The following is a 22,889-nucleotide window of genomic DNA, read 5'->3' as shown; positions in this document are numbered from 1 at the left end:
ATGTGATACTAATCATTCTTGAGATAGTTTCTATTAAGGGTTAATTTAATCGCAGGATGCAATAAAATAAATGGCCGCATTGTAACATTGAAAAAAGAAGATTCAAGCATCAACCAATGAGCTTGTTCTGATGGCTTAAACACCCTTACCACATCAATAGAGAGAAGATCATGTGTATTGATTTAATTCGTTTTGAATTACAGCAAGCAGCGCAGATTTTAAATCAGTTTATGAGCGATGATAAAAATCTTGATCCTGTTAGACAGGCGGCTTTTTTGCTGGTTGATGCCTTTAAAGCAGGTAAAAAAGTCATTTCATGCGGTAATGGGGGCTCTCACTGTGATGCGATGCATTTTGCTGAGGAACTAACGGGGCGTTATCGCGAAAATCGCCCCGGGTATCCGGCCATTGCTATTTCTGATGTCAGTCATATTTCCTGTGTCGGGAATGATTTTGGTTATGAGCATGTCTTTTCTCGTTATGTAGACTCAGTGGGTTGTGAAGGCGATGTATTATTCGCTTTGTCTACCTCGGGTAATTCTAAAAATATCATTAAGGCCATCCAGTCAGCACGACAAAAAAAAATGAAAGTCATTATTTTGACGGGGCAGATGGGTGGTGCAATGTCAAACCTTGCTGATGTCAAAATTTGTGTGCCTCATCAGGGGTATGCTGATCGTATTCAAGAAATTCACATTAAAATAATACATATATTGATTCTTCTGATTGAACAAAAAATGGACATCAACAACGAATCTCTCACTTTTTTAAAGGAGGAAGGCCATGTGTGAATTGCTGGGTATGAGTGCCAATGTACCCACAGATATTTGCTTTAGCTTTACAGGGCTTATTCAACGTGGTGGGGGTACAGGCCCTCATAAAGACGGCTGGGGCATCACTCTATACGAAGGCTACGGATACCGCACATTCAAAGATTCTCAGGCTTGCTTCCATTCGCCTATTGCTCGTTTTATACAAGATTACCCTATTAAATCCCGCACCGTGATCTCACATATTCGACAAGCTAACACCGGCTCTGTCTCATTAGAAAATACACATCCGTTTACCAGGGCTTTAATACTGGACTTACGCTCATAATGGCCAACTCAAAGATTACGAACAGCTGGATACAGGCGCTATAACACCTATTGGGAACACAGACAGTGAATATGCGTTCTGTTGGATACTCAGCCAATTATCACAGCGTTATCATTCTATTCCTAAGTGTTGGTCATCTGTTTTTTATTTTATTGAAGAGTTATCAACCCAATTAACAAAATCAGGAATTTTTAATATGTTACTGTCTGATGGAGAATATCTTATGGCCTTCTGCGCAACCAAATTGTTCTGGATTACCCGTCGTGCGCCTTTTGGCAAAGCCACTTTATTAGATCAAGATATAGAAGTGGATTTTCAACAACAGACCAACTCTGATGATGTGGTGACTGTAATAGCGACTGAGCGACTCACCACCAACGAAACATGGAACAAAATGATGCCAGGGGAATGTCTGCTTTTTCGCTTTGGCGAAAGCACGAGGGCATCATCAAAACAAAAAGTACTGATATCATGATCATTTTGGCTTTACATCGCGTTTTACTGTTTTTTATGATTCTGCCGATACTGTTGCTCATCAGTTTTAGCCTAAAATTTTTTCCTGTTTTAGCGCCCCTGCACCATATGTCCCTGGAACAAGCTTTTTATCATTTTTTTAACGATCTATTACAATGGGATTTTGGTGTTTCAAAGACCAACGGGCAATCGATCAAAGATCAAATCGCAGTGATTTTCCCCGCTACCATGGAATTATGTTTTCTTGCGTTTTTGCTGGCCTTGTTTTTAGGCGTTCCATTGGGCATAACAGCAGGTATAACGAAAGGGAGGTGGCCAGATACCGTGATCAGTTTTTTAGCGTTCATCGGATTTTCCATACCTGTATTTGTATTGGCATTACTTTTCATCCTTTTTTTTTCCCTGCACTTGAATTGGTTACCTTCGTTCGGACATTTTTCAACTTTAAATCACATTCAACAGGTCACGGGCCTGTCTTTGATAGACAGCTGGTTTTCTACAACCAATAGAAAAGAGCATATGATGAATACATTAAAACATCTCATTCTGCCTGTCACTGTATTGGCCATCCCCTCCTGTACTGAAGTCATACGCTTATTACGTATCAGTACCTGTCATGTGATGAATCAAAATTATATTAAAGCAGCGGCAACACGGGGATTATCTCTTTTGACCATGGTTTTTTATCACATTTTACCTAATGCACTGCCTCCCATCATGACCAAGCTAGGCTGGCAGTTTTCAACCATGTTAAGTTTGGCGATGATCATCGAAGTCATTTTTGATTGCCCAGGATTGGGATCCTGGCTGATAAACGCGCTGACTGATAAAGATTATGCGGTGCTCTCGGCCGCTGTCACTGCAATAGGTTCGGCTGTGTTGATCATCCATCTGATTGCAGATCTTTTAGGCATCCTCATGGCCCCTCCACAAAAAAAGGAATGGTATGCCCTTCGATAGCATTGAAAACGTTTATAGTGAAAAAAAACCACCCGGTATTTTAAAGACGATCTGGCAGATTTTTCACACAGATATACTGAGTATGACTGGTTTTTATGGTGTTCTCTGTTTGGTGCTACTTTGTATTTTTGGACACCTGATTGCCCCTTATTCTGCTGATCTGGTTTTTGAAAATCAGATCTTATTGCCGCCTTCTTGGTCACATAATGGAAGCGTGTCTTTTTTTCTTGGTACGGATGATCGAGGAAGAGATATTTTGAGCCGTTTATTGTCAGGAGCAGCGATGACCTTTGGATCAGCATTACTGGTTACTTGTATCGCCGCGTTATTGAGCTTACTGACAGGCGCATTGGGGGGGATGAGTCGAGGTTTTACGGCGTTCATAATGAAACATATTTTTGATACTTTATTTGCTCTTCCTTCTTTATTGATAGCTCTCCTGATTGTGGCCTTATCAGCTCCCTCTTTATTCAACGCAACCCTGGCGGTTTTTTTGGCGATTTTACCGAGAATGACCCGCACTGTTTATCATCTGATCCGTGATGAGCTGGATAAAGAATATGTGATCACGGTTCGTCTGGATGGTGCCTCAAAATTATATATTTTGTTCAGCATTATTTTGCCTAATATTTCTGCAACTTTGGTGATGGAATTAACACGATCTTTATCCATGGCGATCCTTGATATTTCGGCGCTTGGTTTTTTAAATCTGGGTGCCCCTTTTTCCTCATCAGAATGGGGAGCCATGTTAGGCAGCTCGATACATTTACTGAGAGTAGCCCCTTGGGCGGTTTTTTTGCCTGGTATATTGATTTCAATCAGTATTCTTTTGGTTAATATAGTAGGCGATGGCTTATACAGAGCCATAAATAAGAGTGTGCACTGATGCCACTACTTGATATTCGTAATCTGACCATTACCATTATGACGACAGGTGGCCCTGTAAAAGCGGTTGACAGGGTCAGTATGATATTAACTGAGGGCGAAATAAGAGGTGTAGTGGGTGAATCTGGCTCTGGCAAAAGTTTGATTGCCAAAGCCATTTGCGGTGTGAGCAAAGAAAGCTGGCGAATCACGGCTGATCGTTTTCGTTTCAATGATATTGATTTATTAAAATTATCCCCTCGTGCACGGCACAAATTGATAGGCCGAAATATTTCGATGATATTTCAAGAGCCCCAGTCTTGCTTGAACCCTGCAAAAAATATTGGCACACAATTGATTCAATCAATACCAGGCTCAACCTACAAAGGCCGTTGGCGGCAAGTGTTTCGCTGGCGTTTGCGGCGTGCCTTTGAATTACTTCATCGGGTTGGTATTAAAGATCCGAAAAAAATGATGAAAAATTATTCTTATCAATTAACACAAGGAGAATGCCAGAAAGTCATGATCGCCATTGCATTGGCGAATCAACCCCGACTTTTGATTGCAGATGAGCCCACCAACTCGATGGAGTCAACAACCCAAGCACAAATTTTTCGTCTTTTAACACGTTTAAATAAAAATAATGGCACCACTATTTTATTGATCAGTCACGATCTACACATGATAAGCCATTGGGCAGATCGAATTAATGTATTATATTGCGGCCAAACAGTAGAAAGCGCGGGTCGGCATGAATTATTAAACACGCCTCATCATCCTTACACTCAAGCGCTGATCCGCTCAATGCCTAACTTCGGACATTCCCTGCCACATAAAAGCCGTCTGAATACTTTACCTGGCGTTATTCCTTCATTAGATCATTTACCCATCGGTTGTCGTTTGGGGCCTCGTTGCCCTTATGCACAAAAAATCTGTATTAAAACGCCTGAATTAAGACAAATAAAAAATCACGCTTTTGCCTGTCATTTTCCGTTAAACATGGAAGAGCAATAATGTCGGACTGTCTGCTTGAAGCGCGTAACCTCAGCAAAATTTTCTACTATCGTACAGGGTTGTTTTTTCAAAAATCTGATGAAGCATTGAAATCTGTCAGTTTTACTTTAAAAGAAGGTAAAACCTTGGCAGTGATAGGCAAAAGCGGCTCGGGCAAATCCACACTCGCCAAAATATTATCAGGCAGGATCGAGCAGACTGAAGGGGAGTTATTACTCAATGGCCATCCTCTTCAGTATGGTGATTATGCTTATCGTAGCAAACAAATACGGATGATCTTACCCAATCCGGATATATCACTTAATCCACGTCAAAGAGTGGGAGAATTATTGAATATCCCGCTTAAATTGCACACCTGTTTAACGGATTTCGAACGTAAAAAACAAATACATCAAATTTTACGGCAGGTCGGTTTATCTGTAGAACATGCGAATGATTACCCTCATATGCTCGCTTCAGGTCAAAAACAACGTATCGCCTTAGCCTATGCGCTTATTTTGCAACCTAAAGTGATCATTGCCGATGAAATTTTGATTTCACTGGATATGCCGATGCAAGCTCAAATGATTAATTTGATGCTTGAATTACAAGAAAAACAGGGTATTTCGTATATTTATATCACTCAACATCTTGGCATCATCAAACACATCAGTGATCAACTGATAGTCATGAGCGAGGGGGAAATTATAGAGCATGGTCACACCGCTGAAGTTTTGGCTTCGCCTTTACATCATGTTACTCAAAGCTTAATCACAAGCCATTTTGGTCAAGCATTAACGGCGGAGGCCTGGCGTCAAGACAATAAAGATTTTTAATATGCGAATGCATTGATTTTAAAAATAAATATAGGGTTCGCCTGTTTTTCTGGCAGCCTCATTCCGTCAAAATCATCAAATAAGGATAATCACTATGGGTTTTCTTGCCGAAAAACGTATTCTCATCACAGGTATTGCCAGCAAGCTTTCTATTGCTTATGGAATAGCTCAAGCCATGAAACGTGAAGGGGCTGAACTGGCCTTTACTTATCAAAATGAAAAATTAAAATATCGAGTAGAAGAATTTGCCCAAAATTTGGGGTCAACATTGGTTTTTCCTTGTGATGTTGCCGAAGATAAAAGCATCGAGGGTTTGTTCCTGGAATTATCTCAACATTGGCCTAAATTTGATGGTTTTGTGCACTCGATTGGTTTTGCTCCTAGAGATCAATTAGAAGGGGGGTATATTAAAGCGGTCACTCGTGAAGGCTTTCAAATTGCACATGATATCAGTAGCTATAGCTTCGTTGCTTTGGCTAAAGCCTGTCAAAATATGCTCAACGAAAACGCGGCTTTACTGACCTTAACCTATTTAGGTGCTGAGCGAGCGATCCCAAATTACAACGTGATGGGTTTAGCCAAAGCTTCTCTCGAAGCGAATGTCCGTTATATGGCCAATGACTTAGGTCCAAAACAGATCAGAGTCAATGGTATTTCTGCTGGTCCTATTCGTACATTAGCCGCCTCCGGTATTTCGGATTTTCGAAAAATGCTGACACAATTTGAAAAAACGGCCCCCATTCGTCGTACAGTGACCATCGAAGATGTTGGGAATTCAGCCGCTTTTTTGTGTTCTGATTTAGCAGCGGGCATTACCGGTGAGATATTACATGTAGATGGCGGTTTTAGTATTGCGGCAATGGGTGATCATTAATATCAAAAATCTATATCCGAGAGCGAACGCTATTATCTTATCCGGATTCAAATGTCATCTTGAAAAAGCAGAAAATCCGTATTTTTTGTCAAAGCAGAGACCAGATTTTTGATCAAGTACTGCAATGCCTGATGCCATTGATTGACATAGATGTTTTAATCAAAAAATAAATAGTTTCATTAAGTTAAGGATAAAAAATTGAGCAAAAAATTGCATATAAAGCCATTGACCATTTTGCTCATGAAGCGTCAGCATTATCGAGAAAAACTCTCTCAGATGATCAGCTGGGGGCATTGGTTTGTTCTCTTTAACATATTTTTAACTTTAATATTGGGCAGTCGATATTTATTTGTATCTGACTGGCCCACTTCTCTTTTGGGGCGTGTTTATGCCCTGGTCAGTTGGCTTGGGCATTTTAGCTTTATTGTTTTTGTGGTTTATCTTTTAACCTTATTTCCGTTAACCTTCATTATTTTCTCTCAACGCTTACTTCGATTTTTTTCCGTTATTCTTGCGACATCAGGGCTGGCATTACTGATTATTGATGGTGAAACTTTCACTCGCTTTCATTTACATATAACGCCTATGATATGGGCGTTTTTAATTAATCCTGAACAAACCCAACTGAGCCGTGACTGGCAGTATTTATTTATTGTCATCCCGATTATCTTTTCGATTGAGATGTTATTTAGTATTTTTTGTTGGCAAAAATTAAGAAAATTCACAAAAAAAATATTTGTTAATTTATTAATAGGGTTGTTTATTACTGCTTTCTGCACTTCTCATATTTTATACAGTTGGGCTGATGCGAATTTTTACCGACCTATTACTATGCAAAGATCAAATCTTCCTTTGTCTTATCCCATGACGGCACGAAAATTTTTGCAAAAACATGGTTTATTAAATCAACAAAAATATGAAAAACAGCTCATAGAAAATGACAAACTGAATGCGCCATCGATAGAATATCCCCTGAGTAAAGTGACTTTTGACGATAAAGGAAGTGGCTACAATTTATTGTTGATTGGGATTAATGGCATCAATACCCCTTATTTTGAAAAGGCAATGCCTAAAACAGCCGCATTTGCTGAGGCTCATCTTCAATTTAAAAATCATTACAGCTCAGGTAGTAAAGAAGAGACTGGATTATTGGGGCTATTTTATGGCATTTCATCCACTTATCTTGATAGTATCTTCTTTACTCGAAAACCCTCTGTACTCATTCGCTCGTTAGAGGCACAAGGCTATCAATTTGGATTATTTTCCTCTGATGGTTTTAAAAACCCTCTGTATAGACAGGCTCTATTCACAGACTTTTCTTTGCCTTCGCCTATGTTACAGAGCAACCGAAAAACCACTGAAGAATGGTATGAATGGTTTAGTAAAAAATTAAATACCCGCCCATGGTTTTCTTATATTCATTTTAACACTGCCTCAACCGCTCTAGAGCCTGATGAAACGCGTATAAAAAATATTGATCAACAGATTTCAGAGATGATAGATGTCCTGAAAAAAGATCCTCAGTTCACTAAAACGGTCATTATTATTACAGGCGCATATGCAGCTGCAGAAAATCAAAATAAAAGAATTCCTTCTAAGGTGCCTCTGATCGTTTATTGGCCCAAGATCTCTACTCAAATCATCCATAAATTAACCAGCCATCAGGATATTATGGCGACGATCATGCAAAAATTGTTGCATACTAAAACGGCAGTCAAGGAGTATTCGCAAGGTGAAAATCTTTTCACACCTGAAAGACTATATCCCTGGATATTAACAAAAAAAAATAAAGAACTACTCGTAGTGACGCCCAGGAAAACGATCGCTCTGGATGACAATGGCAGTTACCATACTTATGATCAAAATGGGATTTTGATCCAAAATGATACGTCAGAATTATCACTTTTATTGCAGGTTTTAACTGAAACAAAACGTTTTATTGCAGATTAACAGGAAAATGACTATGTGTTCTATTTTTGGAGTGTTGAACTTAAAAACAGACCCAGCCGAATTACGAAAAAAAGGGTTGGAAATGTCGCGACTGATGCGACACCGTGGCCCGGATTGGTCCGGTGTTTATGCTTCTGATAAAGCTATTTTGGTACATGAACGTTTATCCATTGTTGACACCAATAGAGGCGCTCAACCTCTTTATAACGCGAAAAAAACCCATATTCTTGCAGTCAATGGTGAAATTTATAATCATCAAGCATTACGGGGAAAATATAAAGAACGATATGAATTCCAAACGGATTCAGACTGTGAAGTCATTTTGGCGCTTTATCAAGAAAAAGGAGAACCGTTTTTAGATGAGCTTCAGGGAATGTTTACCTTCATCCTTTATGACGAAGAAAAAGGCACCTTTTTAATCGGGCGTGATCACTTAGGGATTATTCCCTTATATATGGGAGAGGACGAGAATGGCACACTATTTGTGGCTTCTGAAATGAAAGCGCTGGTGCCTGTGTGTCAAACATTAAAAGAGTTTCCTCCAGGCAGTTATTTTTGGAGCCAAAATAAAGAAATCACCTCCTATTATCAGAGAGACTGGTTTGATTATCATCAAGTCAAAGAGAATACAACAGATCCAAAACAACTGACGCAGGCATTAGAAGATGCCGTAAAAAGTCATTTGATGACGGATGTCCCTTATGGATTACTGCTTTCAGGCGGTTTAGATTCTTCTATTATTTCCGCTATCACCAAAAAATTCGCGGCACGCAGAGTGGAAAACAACCAGCATACTGAGGCTTGGTGGCCACAACTGCATTCATTCGCTGTAGGTCTGGAGGGCTCTCCTGATTTATCGTCTGCAAAGGAAGTGGCAAAAGCGCTCGGCACAGTTCATCATGAAATTCATTTCACTGTTCAAGAGGGTATAGATGCGATACGAGATGTGATTTATCACGTTGAAACCTATGATGTCACCACTATTCGTGCGTCTACGCCCATGTATTTAATGGCTCGCAAAATTAAAGCCATGGGGATCAAAATGGTGCTCTCTGGTGAAGGATCGGATGAAATTTTTGGAGGCTATCTTTATTTTCATAAAGCGCCTAATGCGCAAGAATTTCACGAAGAGACAGTACGAAAATTACTGTCATTACATATGTACGATTGTGCTCGAGCGAATAAAGCGATGGCAGCATGGGGTGTGGAAGCTCGAGTCCCTTTTTTGGATAAACATTTTCTGGATGTGGCGATGCGCATTAATCCAAAAGACAAAATGTGTGGTCATGGAAAAATAGAAAAACATATTTTACGCGAATGCTTTCAGTCTGACTTGCCTGCAAAAGTGGCCTGGCGTCAAAAAGAGCAATTTTCTGACGGCGTGGGTTACAGTTGGATAGACTCTTTAAAAGAAAAGGCAAATCAGCAAATCAGCGATCAACAGCTTGAAACAGCACATCTTCGTTTTCCTCACAACCCTCCAACATCGAAAGAAGGCTATTTGTATCGTGAGATATTTCAGGAATTATTTCCGCTGCCATCGGCTGCAGAATGCGTTCCAGGCGGGCCTTCGGTGGCTTGTTCTTCCGCGAAAGCAATGGAATGGGATGCGTCTTTCAAAGATAGCGCCGATCCTTCTGGTCGTGCAGTAGGGGAGATACATCAGTCCCCTTATTAAGCACGTCTCATCTGAAGAGGTTTGCTGGTACTGCTTGAGATTTTCCTCATTTAGATCGGCGGCGGGGATGTCGAGTTTTTTACTAACCCCGCTAAACGTTTTAAGGCATCGCTGAGCTTTTTCGGACTCCTGCTCGCCAGGTTCACTAATAACTCGGCTGTTTTCAAGCTCAGGCAGCGGCTGTTTGATTCATCGGTTTCTTTTTTTTTCATTCCTTCGAGTTTTTGTTTCGTATTGTGAAATTCTAACATTAAGATCGGATTAATCCTGATGTGGATTGAGCACAATGATGGTAAAATTTGTTTTCTCAATGCTGAGAGAAGGTTAAGCTGTTCATAACGTAAACGCATCATCCAGCTTCCATTAGCGATGTCTAATACTAAAATATTTTGTCGATAATTGGCGACACGGCACCATGGCTGTAAAGGGGGTGACAATAATTTTTTTACAACCGCATTCAACTTAAGCAATCCAAGGGCATGTTGCTCTATGTTTTTAGTTTGATCGGGTTGCGATAAAAGATATTCAAGCCTATCTTCCGGGCTTTCTTTTTGGAGCAAAATATTGAGTCGTTGTGGTCGGCTTTCACGTTTTGGCATGTTTTAAACCTGTTTGATGATAAAATCGTTTTGCTTCAACCAAAATACTGTACAACATTCATCTTCTTTCTTGAACCTTTTGTCTTTTAGAGATACTCATCATCATGTTAATCAAATTACTCACTAAAGTATTTGGCAGCCGTAATGAGCGTACTTTGCGTCGCATGCATAAAGTCGTTGATCTGATCAACAGCATGGAATCAAAAATTGAACAATTATCGGATGAAGAATTATCTGCTCAAACTTCTCAATTTCGCGAACGTTTAGCGGCCGGTGAGGCATTACAGAGTCTACTACCAAAAGCTTTTGCAGTGGTACGAGAAACCAGTAAACGTGTTTTTGATATGAGGCATTTTGATGTTCAGCTCCTCGGAGGCATGGTACTCAATGAACGTTGTATTGCAGAAATGCGTACAGGTGAAGGTAAAACATTAACAGCGACTTTACCGGCCTATTTAAACGCTTTGACCGGACGAGGCGTGCATATCGTGACGGTCAATGATTATTTGGCCAAACGAGATGCAGAAAATAATCGTCCGTTATTTGAATTTCTTGGGCTTACTGTAGGTATTAACCTCGCTGGCATGAACTCAAATAGCAAACGTGAAGCTTATCAAGCTGATATCACTTATGGTACTAACAACGAATATGGGTTTGATTATCTGCGCGATAATATGGTGTTTAGTCCAGAAGAGCGTGTCCAACGGGAACTATATTATGCACTGGTAGATGAAGTCGATTCTAATTTGATTGATGAAGCTCGAACACCATTGATCATTTCTGGTCCTACTGATGACAGTTCTGATAGATACATTCAGGTCAATACACTGATACCTCACTTGATTCGACAAGAAAAAGAAGATTCCGATACCTTTAAAGGTGAAGGGCACTTTTCGGTGGACGAAAAATCCCGTCAAGTCCATTTAACAGAACGGGGCCTCGTTTTAATCGAAAAAATGTTAATAGAAAATAGCATAATGAAAGAAGGGGAATCACTTTATTCCCCTGCCAATATTATTCTCATGCACCATGTCACGGCGGCATTACGGGCACATGTGCTTTTTATGCGTAACGTGGATTATATTGTTAAAAAAGATGAAATACTGATTGTGGATGAACATACGGGGCGCACTATGGAAGGTCGCCGTTGGTCTGATGGCTTGCATCAAGCAATTGAAGCCAAAGAAGGAGTTCACATTCAAAATGAAAATCAAACCCTTGCCTCTATCACCTTCCAGAATTACTTCCGGTTGTATGAAAAATTAGCAGGTATGACAGGAACTGCGGATACGGAAGCGTTTGAATTCAGATCTATTTATAAATTAGACACCATCGTTATTCCTACAAATCAGCCTATGATACGCCAGGATTTAGTGGATTTGGTGTATATGACAGAAAAGGAAAAAATAGAGGCAATCATTAAAGACATCCGCGCACGTAGTGCCAACGGGCAACCGGTTTTAGTCGGCACTATTTCCATTGAAAAATCAGAACTTATCTCTTCTGAGCTACAAAAAGCAGGTATCCAACATCAAGTTTTAAACGCAAAATTTCATGCAAAAGAAGCAGAAATTGTTGCTCAGGCCGGCCAGCCTGGGGCGGTCACCATTGCCACCAACATGGCGGGGAGAGGCACTGATATTGTATTGGGTGGCAGCTGGCAAAGTGAAATAGCGGCTCTGACTGATCCTTCTGAAAAAAAGATAATGGCGATTAAAGAAGCCTGGAAAATTCGTCATGATGCGGTACTTGCCTCAGGAGGATTACACATTATTGGTACAGAACGTCATGAATCCCGCCGTATTGATAATCAACTGAGAGGCCGTTCAGGTCGTCAGGGAGATGCAGGGTCATCCCGTTTTTATCTATCGATGGAAGATGCATTAATGCGCATTTTTGCCTCTGAACGTGTGTCCGGGATGATGCGTAAACTAGGGATGGCGCCTGGAGAAGCGATTGAACATCCATTTGTCAGCAAAGCGATTGAGAATGCGCAACGTAAAGTAGAGAGCCGAAACTTTGATATTCGTAAACAACTGCTTGAATACGATGATGTTGCTAACGATCAACGTCGAGCCATTTACAGGCAACGTAACGAGCTATTAGACGCCAGCGACATCAGTGAAACGATCAGCAACATACGTGAAGATGTCTTGCAGATGATGGTTGATCGTTATATTCCCCCTGAATCTTTAGAAGAAATGTGGGATGTTCAGGGTTTGGAGCAACGATTCAAAGAAGATTTTGAACTGAATTTACCTATGGCTCAATGGTTAGAAGAAGAGCCTCAGTTACATGAGAAAACCCTGCGTGACCGTATTTTACAGAAAGTGATTGAAAGCCATCATCAAAAAGAAGAGAAGATAGGCGCTCAAATGATGCGCAGTTTAGAAAAAAGCGTCATGTTGCAAACCTTGGATTCTTCATGGAAAGAGCATTTAGCAGCGATGGATTATCTTCGTCAAGGGATTCACCTTCGGGGATATGCACAAAAAGATCCCAAACAGGAATATAAACGGGAATCTTTCTCTCTGTTTTCCTCTATGCTGGAATCATTAAAATATGAAGTGATCAGCTTGCTCAGTAAAATTCAGATCAGTATGCCGGAAGAAGTGAAAGCGTTTGAACTTCAATATTTGAAAGAAATAGAACGGACAGGGAAGCAACAAGAATTGAGCCATCAAAATCACGAAGAAACATTACAATTGGCAGGCGACTCAAAACACAAAATCAATGGCGAAAAAATAGGCCGCAACGACCCTTGCCCCTGCCAGTCTGGCAAAAAATATAAGCAATGTCATGGGCGTTTAGATTTGAAAAAATAAAAAATTTTTCCTTTCTTTTGTTTTTTTTCTTAATTTTGTCGATTACTGACCCCAAAAATGTTTTTTAATTGTGACTTATTGTATGGTTGAAAACGTTTTTGATATCGATGAATGGCGTTTTATAAAAAAGCGTCACTTAAACTTTATTTTTAAATTTAAAAGAGGTCATTATGGTAGCCACAACAGGTCCCCTTCCCCTATGTATTAATGCTGCAACAAATACTCGTTCAACAAGCTTGGAGCCATCAAAAATTTCAGTTACTAGCGTTAATAATAATAAACATCAGACAATGCCCGGCTTACGCAACACAAACCAAAATGAACAGGAGTCTTATGAAAACTCTGACGTTGACATGAGAGCCCCGGATATCTCTGGATGCGGCAAGATACCAGGGGTACCCATGATCATGGGGGGAATAGCAGCGATTATTTTTTCTTTAGGAGCTGGTATTTTTCCTATTGGAATCTTTATAGGAATGGTATCGATCATGATTGGATTAGCTTGTTGCAAGGCGTTCTAAGATTTTAGCCATAAAGCAATAAATACAGCGTATTTTTACAACGGCTAAAAGTGTGAATATTTTGACTTTGACTATTCGCATACTGAATGACAATGGTTGTTAATATAGTAGGATATCGAGCCACTCGTGATTCAAATTTCATTAATCTATCTAACTTTCACCAAGGATACTCGACAGCTGTTGACTGACTTCATTCACTGTTCGAGTACCATCTAATTTGAAATATTTTGTATCCCCTCTCTTTGCGCGCTGACGATAATAATCGACTAACGCCATTGTTTGCTGGTGATATTCCAGCAATCGTTCACGAACCGTGGTTTCTTGATCATCTTTGCGTAGTGTTAAGGATTCACCCGTCATATCGTCTTTGTCTGTAATTTTAGGGGGATTGAATTTTAAATGATAAATTCGCCCAGAGGGCATGTGGACACGCCGGCCTGAAATGCGCTCAACTATAAATTCATCAGGCACCACCAATTCAAGTACATAATCAATTTTAATATCGGCTTCTGCCATTGCATCCGCTTGGGGAATAGTTCTAGGAAAACCATCCAATAAAAAACCTTCTTTGCAATCTTCTTGACGAATACGTTCTTTGACCAAGGCAATCACTAAATCATCAGTGACAAGCTTTCCTGCTGCCATGATACCTTGAACCTGCTGACCTAATTTTGTACCGGCTTTTACCGCGGCACGTAACATGTCACCAGTAGAAATTTGTACAATCCCGTACTTTTTCATAATAAATTGGGCTTGAGTCCCTTTGCCAGCGCCTGGAGCCCCCAGCAAAATAATACGCATGGCATTAATCTCCTTCACTGTTTATTAGATGAGTCATTAATTAAAGTCCGCGACTATAGCATTTCTTGTGGATCTGACAAAAGGGCATGAATAAAAAGGAAAGTGAAGTGATAAATAAAAATAGCGGCCGTTTTAAATAAACGGCCACTTCGCACAGTGTGTGCAGTGATTAAGCCATCAATAGTTCGTTCACAGCTCGGAGAAACTGATTGGGATCATCTAACGTACCTCGCTCGGTCAATAAAGCTTGATCCAATAATAAATTAATCCATTGAGCAAACAGGGTATCATCACTGACCTCTGAAGCCCGTTTTACTAATAAATGATTAGGGTTTAACTCAAAAATATATTTGACCTCTGGCGCTTTTTGACCCGCTGCAGCAAGCAGCTTTGCCATTTGAGTGCTCATTTCATCAGTATCTGTTGTCACAATCGACGGCGTATCACTTAAACGATGGGTAAAGCGAACCTCTTTGACCCTTTCACCCAACAAGGTTTTGACTCTCTCAATAAAAGGCTGTAACGCCTGTTCTATTTCCTTCTGCTCACCGTGATGGTCTTCATCAGCCAGCTTATTGAGTGATTCATCTGATTTGCTAATAGATTGAAAGCTTTTACCTGAAAAATCTGTCAAATAACTCATCATCCATTCATCAATACGATCAGATAACAGCAAAACTTCAATCCCTTTTTTACGGAATAATTCTAAATGTGGGCTATTTTTTGCAGCGGCATAACTGTCTGCTGTAATAAAGTAAATTTTTTCCTGCCCCTCGTTCATACGACCGAGATAATCTTCCAAAGAAACACTCTGAAGAGAGCTGTCTGTATAAGTTGATGCAAATCGTAATAATTTAGCGACGGCTTCTTTATTAACAAAATCTTCAGCGGGACCTTCTTTTAAAGCCATACCAAATTGTTGCCAGAATTGCTGATACTTTTCACTGTCTTCTGTAGACAGTTTTTCCAGCATTTGTAATGTACGTTTTGTCAATGCGCTTTTTAAATTTTGAGTCACTTCATTATCTTGTAAAATTTCACGAGAAATATTCAATGGTAAATCATTGGAATCGATTAATCCGCGAATAAAACGCAAATAATTTGGCATAAATTGTTCGGCATCATCCATAATAAACACACGTTGCACATACAGTTTTAAGCCGTGTTTGTGATCACGATTCCACATATCCCAAGGTGCTTGAGCGGGTATATAGAGTAGGCTTGTATACTCCTGTTTACCCTCTACTTTATTGTGACTCCAATTGAGCGGGTCGGTAAAATCATGAGTAATATGCTTGTAAAAGGCTTTATACTCATCGTCTGTGATTTCCGATTTACGACGAGTCCAGAGGGCTTGGGCCTTATTAATTTTTTCCCATGTAACAACAGTTTGGGTTTTGTCAGGGAGATTATTTTTTTCTGTTTCACTGCCTTCCTGGTTTTCGTCTTTATTTTTACACTCAAGCTCAACGGGTAATGAAATATGGTCAGAATATTTGCTGATGATAGAACGTAATCGCCAATCATTTAAAAATTCATCTTCTCCTTCTTTAAGATGCAGAGTAATTTCTGTGCCTCTATCTTCTTTTGTGATGGTGGCAAGGTTGTAATCCCCTTCTCCTTTTGACTCCCAAAATACACCTAATTCAGATGCAACGCCTGCACCACGAGTGCGCACTGTGACTGTGTCTGAAACGATGAAGGCAGAATAAAAACCAACACCGAACTGACCGATGAGTTGACTGTCTTTCGATTGATCCGATCCGAGTGAATCCAGAAAAGCTTTGGTTCCAGACTTTGCTATGGTGCCGAGATTATCGATGACTTCATCACGGGTCATGCCGATGCCATTATCGCTTAATGTCAATGTTCGTTTATCTTTATCAAAAGACAGGCGGACACGAAGTTCGGCTTCTCCTTCGTACAATTCTGGTGAGGAGAGCGCGCGAAAACGTAATTTATCCGCCGCATCAGAAGCATTGGAAATTAATTCACGTAAAAAAATTTCTTTATTGGAATACAGTGAGTGGATCATTAAACTAAGCAGTTGTTTTACTTCAGACTGAAACCCACGGGTTTCCTGGTCTTGCATACTCATGAAGTTACCTCAATCTAAATTATTGCTATGAAAGAGAAAAAGAAATGTTTTATCAATTGATTTCTAAACTAAAAAAAGGGTGTCTACGAGATGGGGTTAATAAAGAATTGTTTCAAGTGCTGGATATTAAAAATAATGATAGAAATTTTTTACATATCATTAAGTATATGATTAAATTTAATCATACTTTTTTAATAAGTAATACTTAAAATTGATTTACAATGATCATGCTTTGCGCCATAAAGCATTGATGCTTGAAGTTTTAAAATTCAGTTGATTTAAGCAACAGAAAATTAAAAATAATAAACTTTCATCATTATTCTTAATAAAGAAATAGAGTAATTTAAATTTTTTCATATGCTATAAAAAAAATCACTATTTGAATTTGGTTCAAATAGTGATCCCTGGTGTTTTAAATTTTATAAGTATTTCTTGACTGGTACAGCTTAATTAAATGATAATACCGGCATTGTGTTTTCCCTAGTATTAGCCAATTGGCACCTGATCTTATTTAATGGTCAGGTTTTTTTATTTCTTCCAAGCCTCATTCATTATAATTTTTTTATTAAAAGTTAATAGTTAAACTTAGGTCTAGTTTGACGCTATACCCTTAATATTTATTCATATAACATGAAGGCAACTTCAATGTCTGTGTTATTTTAATTCTTAAAACGTTTTTTTCATTTGAAATAAAAAATCCCCGCGTTAAGTAAAATGCCTAAGCGGGGATTCCTGGTGTTTTTATTTTTATAATAATTTCTTGACTGCTAAAACTAATTAAGATAGAAAAATTTAATTACCTGAATTTGCCGTAGTGTTATTTAAATTACCCTGGTTGACCCTGGTGGTGTTATTTTATTTTTTTTACTTTCTCTCAAATTCATGAAACCAAGTATACTTTTTTTATCAAAGATTTATAGTTGAACTTAGGTCTAGTTTGACCCTATACCCTTAATATTTATTCGTGTAGCATGAAGGCAACTTCAATGTCTGCGTTATTTTCTTGCTTATAATCAATAAAAATCAATTACAAATTTTATTTATTAAAGTCGATGATAAAAAACTCGATTTTCACAAAAAAATAATTTTTGGCCTTGGGCCACTGTTGATTTAATTTATCTTTTAAGAAGCAGTCCAAATAAACTCAAGTATATTTATAAAAACGACTTTACTCAGTTAAAATTCATGGGCCGTCGTCCCACTAGTGCATGAGATAAAGTAGTCTCATCGACCATCTCAAGATCACCCCCGATAGGTACACCATGGGCAATTTTAGTCGTAGATATTCCGTATTCCTCACACATTTGCGCAATATAGTTCGAAGTGGCTTCACCTTCGACTGTGGGGTTCATTGCTAAAATAACTTCCTTGATGGGTTCTGTAGATAATCGATGCTCAAGTAAAGGCAAACCAATATCATCGGGGCCAATACCATCTAAAGGTGACAAGCGTCCCATCAAAACAAAGTAACGGCCAGAAAATTGCCCTGTTTGCTCAATGGCGCAAATGTCGGAAGGACTTTCTACGACACAGATTTGACCCATTTTTTCTCGATAAACATTAGAACAAATATCACAGCAAGGTTGTTCAGTGAAAGTACGACACACACCACAGTGGCCAATTTCCGACATCGCTTTTAATAAAGACTCTGCTAAACGTATACCCTTACTGCGATCACTTTGTAGCAAGTAAAAAGCCATACGTTGGGCAGACTTTGGGCCTACCCCAGGCAAATGGCGTAATGATTCCATCAAAGCTTCAATAACCAAACTGGTTTGCATGAGCTAGAATGGTAATTTTAAATCTGAGGTTAAAGAGATGTTTTTAGAGAGTAATTGGATTTTTTTTGTTTTTTGTTCTGAAAGCTGTTTCACTCCGTGGTTGAATGCAGCAGCAACCAGTTCTTCAACAACTTTTTTATCAGTTTCTTTTACCAGTAAGCTTGAATCAATTTTAACCTCAATGCAATTGCAAGCGCCATTGATCACTATTTCGACTAAACCATTGCCACTTTTCCCAGTGATTTTTAATTTATCAATTTCTGCCTGAATTTCCTGCATTTTATCTTGCATTTTTTGTGCTTCTTTGAAGATTTCTTTATTATCAAGCATAATAAACCTCTCAACATAATATTAAATTATTCATATAAAAGTTAAATAGGGCGAATGCTATTTTTATCTAGCTCTGCATCAAAGAGCCCACAGAGAGTATGAATAGTATCGTCCGCTATGATTGACTGACATGCCTTTGTCAGCATTTCCTCATAAATCCGTTTCCTTAACTCCCATGGAGTCAATTGTAACTCATCATCATCTTCAATAATAATAATTTCAACCATATTATTATAAAAATGACTTAAGGCCTCAGTAAGAATTTTATGTGCTGAATCTGAATTTAGATGACGTTGAGCAGAGCGTAAATGCAAGTAAATTTTGTGATTTATCGTTTGCTTTTTAAAGGAATTTAAAGCAAGTTGATGCACCAATTTTGGCAAACCTAATTGTTCCACTTCCGCCGCCCAAGGATCACGCTTTATGACCTCCTCCAGCAATTTAGAGAGCAACTCCGGTGATTTTTCATATTCTAATACTGGAGATAAAACTTTCTGTGTCGATGATAATTCTTTTTCAGAGAACAACTTGCGTGTATTCGAATCGTCGATTTCTTTTTTTTTAGCTTTAGCAATGAATGAATTTGATTGAACGATTAATCCTTCTAAAGGAACGGATAGCTCATTTTTTAGATTCTCTTTTTTTTTAGACGTAGGCGCATACTGTAATTCTAGTAATTTTGTTCGTGTTTTTAATATTTTAGTTGTATTTAATACTTCTACTATAGGAGTCTCTGGAGCTTTGTTATTGAGGGCTTCCACATTTTCAGTCGTTTGTTTAGACAAATGTGGCATAGAAAAATTTTCGGTGCTATCAAAAAAGTTTTTTTTTATAGATTCAGACTTTGAATCTGGAAAAGATTTTTTGGGATGAAACGCTAACGCTCTTAGAAGCGTCATTTCCACTCCCATACGGTGATTAGGCGCATAAGGAAGCTCTTTACGCCCAATCAATAACGTTTGGTAATAAAATTGAATCTTTTCAGGAGCCAAAGTCCTGGCCAGTTTAGATAAACCAAGCTCAATATGTTCTGGCTCTACTTCATTGTATTCTTTATAAGAAGTCTCTGGTAATAATTGTTTGATAGCAATACGATGGAATAAATTTAACATTTCTATCAGTAAATTTTCCCAATCTTTTCCAACAGCAGCGGTTTGTTCTATCTCGAACATTATTTTTTCAGCATCAGCTTTAGCCAGAGCCTCAATAATAGATAATGATTGCCCATCATCAAGTATCGTTAGCATTTCACGAACAATTTGAGTGGTCACTTTCCCAGATCCAATAGCAACCGCTTGATCGGTAAGACTCAAAGCGTCACGCATACTACCAGAGGCCGCTTTCGCCAATAGTTTTAACGCTTCGGTATCACTATCAATTTTTTCAGCCGCTAATATTTTTTCCAGCTGATTCAGAATAACCAGTGCATTTAATGCTTTGAGATGAAATTGTAAACAACGTGAAATAATAGTGACGGGTAATTTTTTTGGTTCAGTGGTTGCCAGTAAGAATTTCACATGAGAGGGCGGTTCTTCTAAAGTCTTCAGCAATGCATTAAAACTATGCCGTGAAAGCATATGGACTTCATCTATCAAATAAACTTTAAAGCGGCCTTGGGTAGGGGAATACGGCAAGTTATCTAATAGTTCACGTGTATCCTCTACTTTAGTACGAGATGCCGCGTCAATTTCAATTAAATCGATAAAATGTCCCTGTTCTATTCCCTGACAATGAATACACTTACCACAAGGAGTGGCAGTAATACCGCTGGTACAATTCAGCCCTTTTGCTATTAAACGAGCAATAGAGGTTTTTCCTACTCCACGCGTACCAGATAAAAGATACGCATGATGAATACGCCCCAGAGAAAGGCTATTAACAAGTGCAGTTAAAACATGTTCTTGGCCGACCACTTCGGAAAAAGTTTGTGGCCGCCATTTTCGGGCAAAGACTTGATAGCTCATTTATCTTTAATCATTCAATTAATAATTTATTGAGTTGAGGGGTTTATTGAAATGAAACTAAGCTGTAACACTCAACACCTTGAGAAATTAAACGTTTTTTTCCACCTAATGCAGGTAACTCAATAATAAAAGCAGCATGGGCAACTTGCCCATCAAGCCTGCGGATAAGTTTTAGTGTTGCTTCAATAGTGCCACCAGTGGCTAGTATGTCATCAATCACCAACACTTTATCACCGGGATTAATACTGTCTTTGTGTACCTGTAATTGGTCAAAACCATATTCTAAATGATAATTTTCACTAATGGTTTCTCCCGGCAATTTATCAGGTTTACGTACAGGAATAAAACCCAGACCTAAAGCAAGAGCAAGAGGAGCACCAAATAGAAATCCCCTTGCTTCAATAGCTACAATTTTATTTATTTCAAGGGTTTGGTAGTGTTCTACCAAAATTTCAATACTTGCAGTATAAGCTTCTGGGTTAATCAATAAGCTGGTAATGTCGCGAAATTGTATTCCTGATTTTGGATAATCTGGAATGGTTTTTATATTATTTTTAATATATTGAATTTTATTTATAATCGTTGATCTTGCAAAATTCATGGTACAAAAAATCCTGTTTAAATTAATACTTAGCCTACTCAAAGAGTTTTTCATTAACCTCATAAAGTCAATCAAACTCCGGGGCCGATTTTATAAAAGTTTTTCTCGGTTTCTATTCAGACTGGTTTTGTAAACGTAAAAACAATTTTTAGCCTTTTTCGGGATTTTTTATTTCTTCATACCACTCAAGTAATTCATTACGCAAAACTGAAGGTAATACTGCACAATGATAACCACTTATTGCTCCAGCTAAAGCTAAGAGAACGTTAAAACCTAATGATTTATTTAAAGATTTTAATTTAAGGTAAGTACATTTTGCCCCTTTAATTTTTAACTCCTCAGCGCTTTTGATCCCCACTTTCCACAGTAATTTCTCAATAGTAATACTCAAATTAGGTAAATCTTTAAGCCTGACTGGCTGAGATTTTTTATTCAACATTTCAGCTTTTGAGCTTTCGTATGCCAGTTGAACAAAATAAAAAAGCAAATTTTGATCTTCCCATAATGTCGAATCAACGAAGTAATAACGCAATAAAATCGGCATCCCTCTTTTTGCATAAACTAAATTAGACATTTTTCTTGTTTGAAAAATATTCTCAATTTGATCATTCGCACGCAAATACAATTCTCCATCAGAAACAAGTGCAAACATGATCCCATCAACCAACAAAGCATATCCACCAAACTGTGAACGATAAGTGATGGAGCCAAGAAAAGTGAAACGTGATTTCACCTGTTGAATTTTTTGTTCTGATATATCCTTCATATTGTTTATATTCCTTATAACCGAAGATCTAACGAGTATTTTGATTAATTAATGAAGTAACGCTAATTATTAAGTTGCAAAGATACTTAATAAACACCGAGTCTCCAAACAAAAAATGCGTTTGTAAACATTTAGATTTCAATTATGCGAAATACTTTGAAAAATTGAATTAATTTTTGATATTAAAAGATCATTTTCTACCATTGTTCTACACGAAATGATAAAATTTTGTGTCAGTGTTTTAGACATGTATTTTTATGCCTGCATTAAGATTATTTTTTATTTAGGCTTGATGAATGTAAGTGATGTACCGCTTTTATCATATTTTCTTTAAATAAAATTTCAGTGAAAGTGAGGCACTCATCAATCGCATGATCAATTAATTTTTTTTCACTGACAGGGGGCTTACCAAGCACAAAGCCTACAACCTTGCTGGTGTCACCGGGATGACCAATACCAATTCGTAAACGATGAAATTCGCTGTTGTTGCCGAGTTTTTTCTGAATATCTTTTAAGCCGTTGTGTCCCGCATTTCCGCCGCCTGTTTTAAATTTGGCTTGCCCTGGTAAAAAATCTAACTCATCGTGTGCCACTAATAACTCTTCTGGCAAAATTTGATAAAATTTTGTTATGGCAAAGACCGCGGTACCACTCAAATTCATGAAAACATCGGGGATCATCAAAAGTACGTTTTGGTTTGCGATTTTTAATCGCCCTGTGTAACCAAAAAATTTTGGTGATTTTTTTAATGATAGGTTATGACGTTCTGAAAGCTGTTTCACATACCAAGCCCCCGCATTATGGCGGGTTTGGGAATATTCAGCCGTTGGATTTGCCAAACCAACAATAAGTTTAATATTGCTCATCTGTCATCCT

At 38.4% G+C, this 22,889-nt stretch carries 20 protein-coding genes and 1 pseudogene; 11 read left to right on the top strand and 10 right to left on the bottom strand.

Translation table 11 applies throughout. The annotated features are described in order from the left end of the window. Positions 1 to 170: 170 nt before the first annotated feature. From lpcA to asnB, 9 genes and pseudogenes are all read left to right on the top strand, one after another. Positions 171 to 791 carry a D-sedoheptulose 7-phosphate isomerase gene (gene lpcA, locus HDEF_RS09470; protein WP_015874416.1) on the top strand — a complete coding sequence of 207 codons (621 nt, stop codon included), beginning with the start codon at positions 171 to 173 and terminating at the stop codon, positions 789 to 791. Continuing rightward, positions 784 to 1,573, top strand: a pseudogene (locus HDEF_RS09465) (class II glutamine amidotransferase). Before lpcA ends, HDEF_RS09465 begins: the two are co-directional and overlap by 8 nt. Beyond that, entirely contained in the window at positions 1,570 to 2,532 is a 963-nt protein-coding gene (locus HDEF_RS09460) for an ABC transporter permease (protein WP_015874415.1), read from the top strand. Before HDEF_RS09465 ends, HDEF_RS09460 begins: the two are co-directional and overlap by 4 nt. Then, a complete protein-coding gene (gene sapC / locus HDEF_RS09455; protein ID WP_015874414.1) occupies positions 2,519 to 3,418 on the top strand; it encodes a putrescine export ABC transporter permease SapC in 900 nt (299 codons plus the stop codon). The genes HDEF_RS09460 and sapC overlap by 14 nt, the downstream gene beginning before the upstream one ends. Beyond that, complete coding sequence (gene sapD, locus HDEF_RS09450; protein WP_015874413.1) at positions 3,418 to 4,410, top strand: putrescine export ABC transporter ATP-binding protein SapD; 993 nt, start codon at positions 3,418 to 3,420, stop codon at positions 4,408 to 4,410. Before sapC ends, sapD begins: the two co-directional genes overlap by 1 nt. Beyond that, positions 4,410 to 5,225: a peptide ABC transporter ATP-binding protein gene (locus HDEF_RS09445; RefSeq protein WP_015874412.1), complete on the top strand. Its 816-nt coding sequence runs from the start codon at positions 4,410 to 4,412 to the stop codon at positions 5,223 to 5,225. Before sapD ends, HDEF_RS09445 begins: the two co-directional genes overlap by 1 nt. A gap of 94 nt (positions 5,226 to 5,319) precedes the next feature. Then, positions 5,320 to 6,099 (top strand): enoyl-ACP reductase FabI, encoded by a 780-nt coding sequence (fabI, locus tag HDEF_RS09440; RefSeq protein WP_015874411.1) that lies wholly within the window; start codon positions 5,320 to 5,322, stop codon positions 6,097 to 6,099. Between the two features lie 234 nt (positions 6,100 to 6,333). Next, positions 6,334 to 8,049, top strand: a complete 1,716-nt coding sequence (gene yejM / locus HDEF_RS09435) for an LPS biosynthesis-modulating metalloenzyme YejM (protein ID WP_015874410.1) — start codon at positions 6,334 to 6,336, stop codon at positions 8,047 to 8,049. A 13-nt stretch (positions 8,050 to 8,062) separates the two neighbouring features. Further along, positions 8,063 to 9,727 carry an asparagine synthase B gene (gene asnB / locus HDEF_RS09430; RefSeq protein WP_015874409.1) on the top strand — a complete coding sequence of 555 codons (1,665 nt, stop codon included), beginning with the start codon at positions 8,063 to 8,065 and terminating at the stop codon, positions 9,725 to 9,727. Between the two features lie 50 nt (positions 9,728 to 9,777). Here asnB and HDEF_RS09425 read toward each other — a convergent pair whose 3' ends face one another. Further along, on the bottom strand, positions 9,778 to 10,326 hold the full coding sequence (locus tag HDEF_RS09425; RefSeq protein ID WP_015874408.1) for a DUF721 domain-containing protein: 549 nt from the start codon (positions 10,324 to 10,326) through the stop codon (positions 9,778 to 9,780). Between the two features lie 104 nt (positions 10,327 to 10,430). Between HDEF_RS09425 and secA the strand changes: the two genes are divergently transcribed. After that, the gene (gene secA, locus HDEF_RS09420) at positions 10,431 to 13,151 is read left to right on the top strand and encodes a preprotein translocase subunit SecA (protein ID WP_015874407.1); all 2,721 of its coding nucleotides are present in this window, start codon (positions 10,431 to 10,433) and stop codon (positions 13,149 to 13,151) included. 170 nt (positions 13,152 to 13,321) lie between these two features. Then, entirely contained in the window at positions 13,322 to 13,672 is a 351-nt protein-coding gene (locus HDEF_RS09415) for a hypothetical protein (protein WP_044612393.1), read from the top strand. 4 nt (positions 13,673 to 13,676) lie between these two features. On the opposite strand, the gene HDEF_RS12650 is transcribed toward HDEF_RS09415, so the two are convergent. The 9 genes from HDEF_RS12650 to pth all read right to left on the bottom strand — a co-directional run bounded on the left by HDEF_RS12650 (position 13,677) and on the right by pth (position 22,879). Next, positions 13,677 to 13,814, bottom strand: coding sequence for a hypothetical protein (locus tag HDEF_RS12650; RefSeq protein WP_157791467.1), 138 nt, complete (start codon positions 13,812 to 13,814; stop codon positions 13,677 to 13,679). Between the two features lie 8 nt (positions 13,815 to 13,822). Beyond that, the gene (gene adk / locus HDEF_RS09410) at positions 13,823 to 14,473 is read right to left on the bottom strand and encodes an adenylate kinase (protein WP_015874406.1); all 651 of its coding nucleotides are present in this window, start codon (positions 14,471 to 14,473) and stop codon (positions 13,823 to 13,825) included. Positions 14,474 to 14,642: 169 nt separating this feature from the next. Beyond that, the gene (gene htpG, locus HDEF_RS09405) at positions 14,643 to 16,571 is read right to left on the bottom strand and encodes a molecular chaperone HtpG (protein ID WP_086935014.1); all 1,929 of its coding nucleotides are present in this window, start codon (positions 16,569 to 16,571) and stop codon (positions 14,643 to 14,645) included. Positions 16,572 to 17,743: 1,172 nt separating this feature from the next. After that, the gene (gene recR, locus HDEF_RS09400; RefSeq protein ID WP_015874400.1) at positions 17,744 to 18,352 is read right to left on the bottom strand and encodes a recombination mediator RecR; all 609 of its coding nucleotides are present in this window, start codon (positions 18,350 to 18,352) and stop codon (positions 17,744 to 17,746) included. 3 nt (positions 18,353 to 18,355) lie between these two features. Further along, positions 18,356 to 18,682, bottom strand: a complete 327-nt coding sequence (locus HDEF_RS09395) for a YbaB/EbfC family nucleoid-associated protein (protein WP_015874399.1) — start codon at positions 18,680 to 18,682, stop codon at positions 18,356 to 18,358. 41 nt (positions 18,683 to 18,723) lie between these two features. Next, positions 18,724 to 20,646 carry a DNA polymerase III subunit gamma/tau gene (dnaX, locus tag HDEF_RS09390; RefSeq protein ID WP_015874398.1) on the bottom strand — a complete coding sequence of 641 codons (1,923 nt, stop codon included), beginning with the start codon at positions 20,644 to 20,646 and terminating at the stop codon, positions 18,724 to 18,726. 43 nt (positions 20,647 to 20,689) lie between these two features. After that, positions 20,690 to 21,247 carry an adenine phosphoribosyltransferase gene (apt, locus tag HDEF_RS09385; RefSeq protein WP_015874397.1) on the bottom strand — a complete coding sequence of 186 codons (558 nt, stop codon included), beginning with the start codon at positions 21,245 to 21,247 and terminating at the stop codon, positions 20,690 to 20,692. 148 nt (positions 21,248 to 21,395) lie between these two features. Continuing rightward, entirely contained in the window at positions 21,396 to 22,013 is a 618-nt protein-coding gene (locus HDEF_RS09380) for a TfoX/Sxy family DNA transformation protein (protein WP_015874396.1), read from the bottom strand. A 272-nt stretch (positions 22,014 to 22,285) separates the two neighbouring features. Continuing rightward, positions 22,286 to 22,879 (bottom strand): aminoacyl-tRNA hydrolase, encoded by a 594-nt coding sequence (pth, locus tag HDEF_RS09375; RefSeq protein ID WP_015874395.1) that lies wholly within the window; start codon positions 22,877 to 22,879, stop codon positions 22,286 to 22,288. Between the last annotated feature and the right edge of the window lie 10 nt (positions 22,880 to 22,889).

Source organism: Candidatus Hamiltonella defensa 5AT (Acyrthosiphon pisum) (assembly GCF_000021705.1).
Lineage (GTDB): Bacteria > Pseudomonadota > Gammaproteobacteria > Enterobacterales > Enterobacteriaceae > Hamiltonella > Hamiltonella defendens.
The sequence above is the reverse complement of the archived record's forward strand: the minus strand, read 5'-3'. Positions and strand labels throughout refer to the sequence as shown.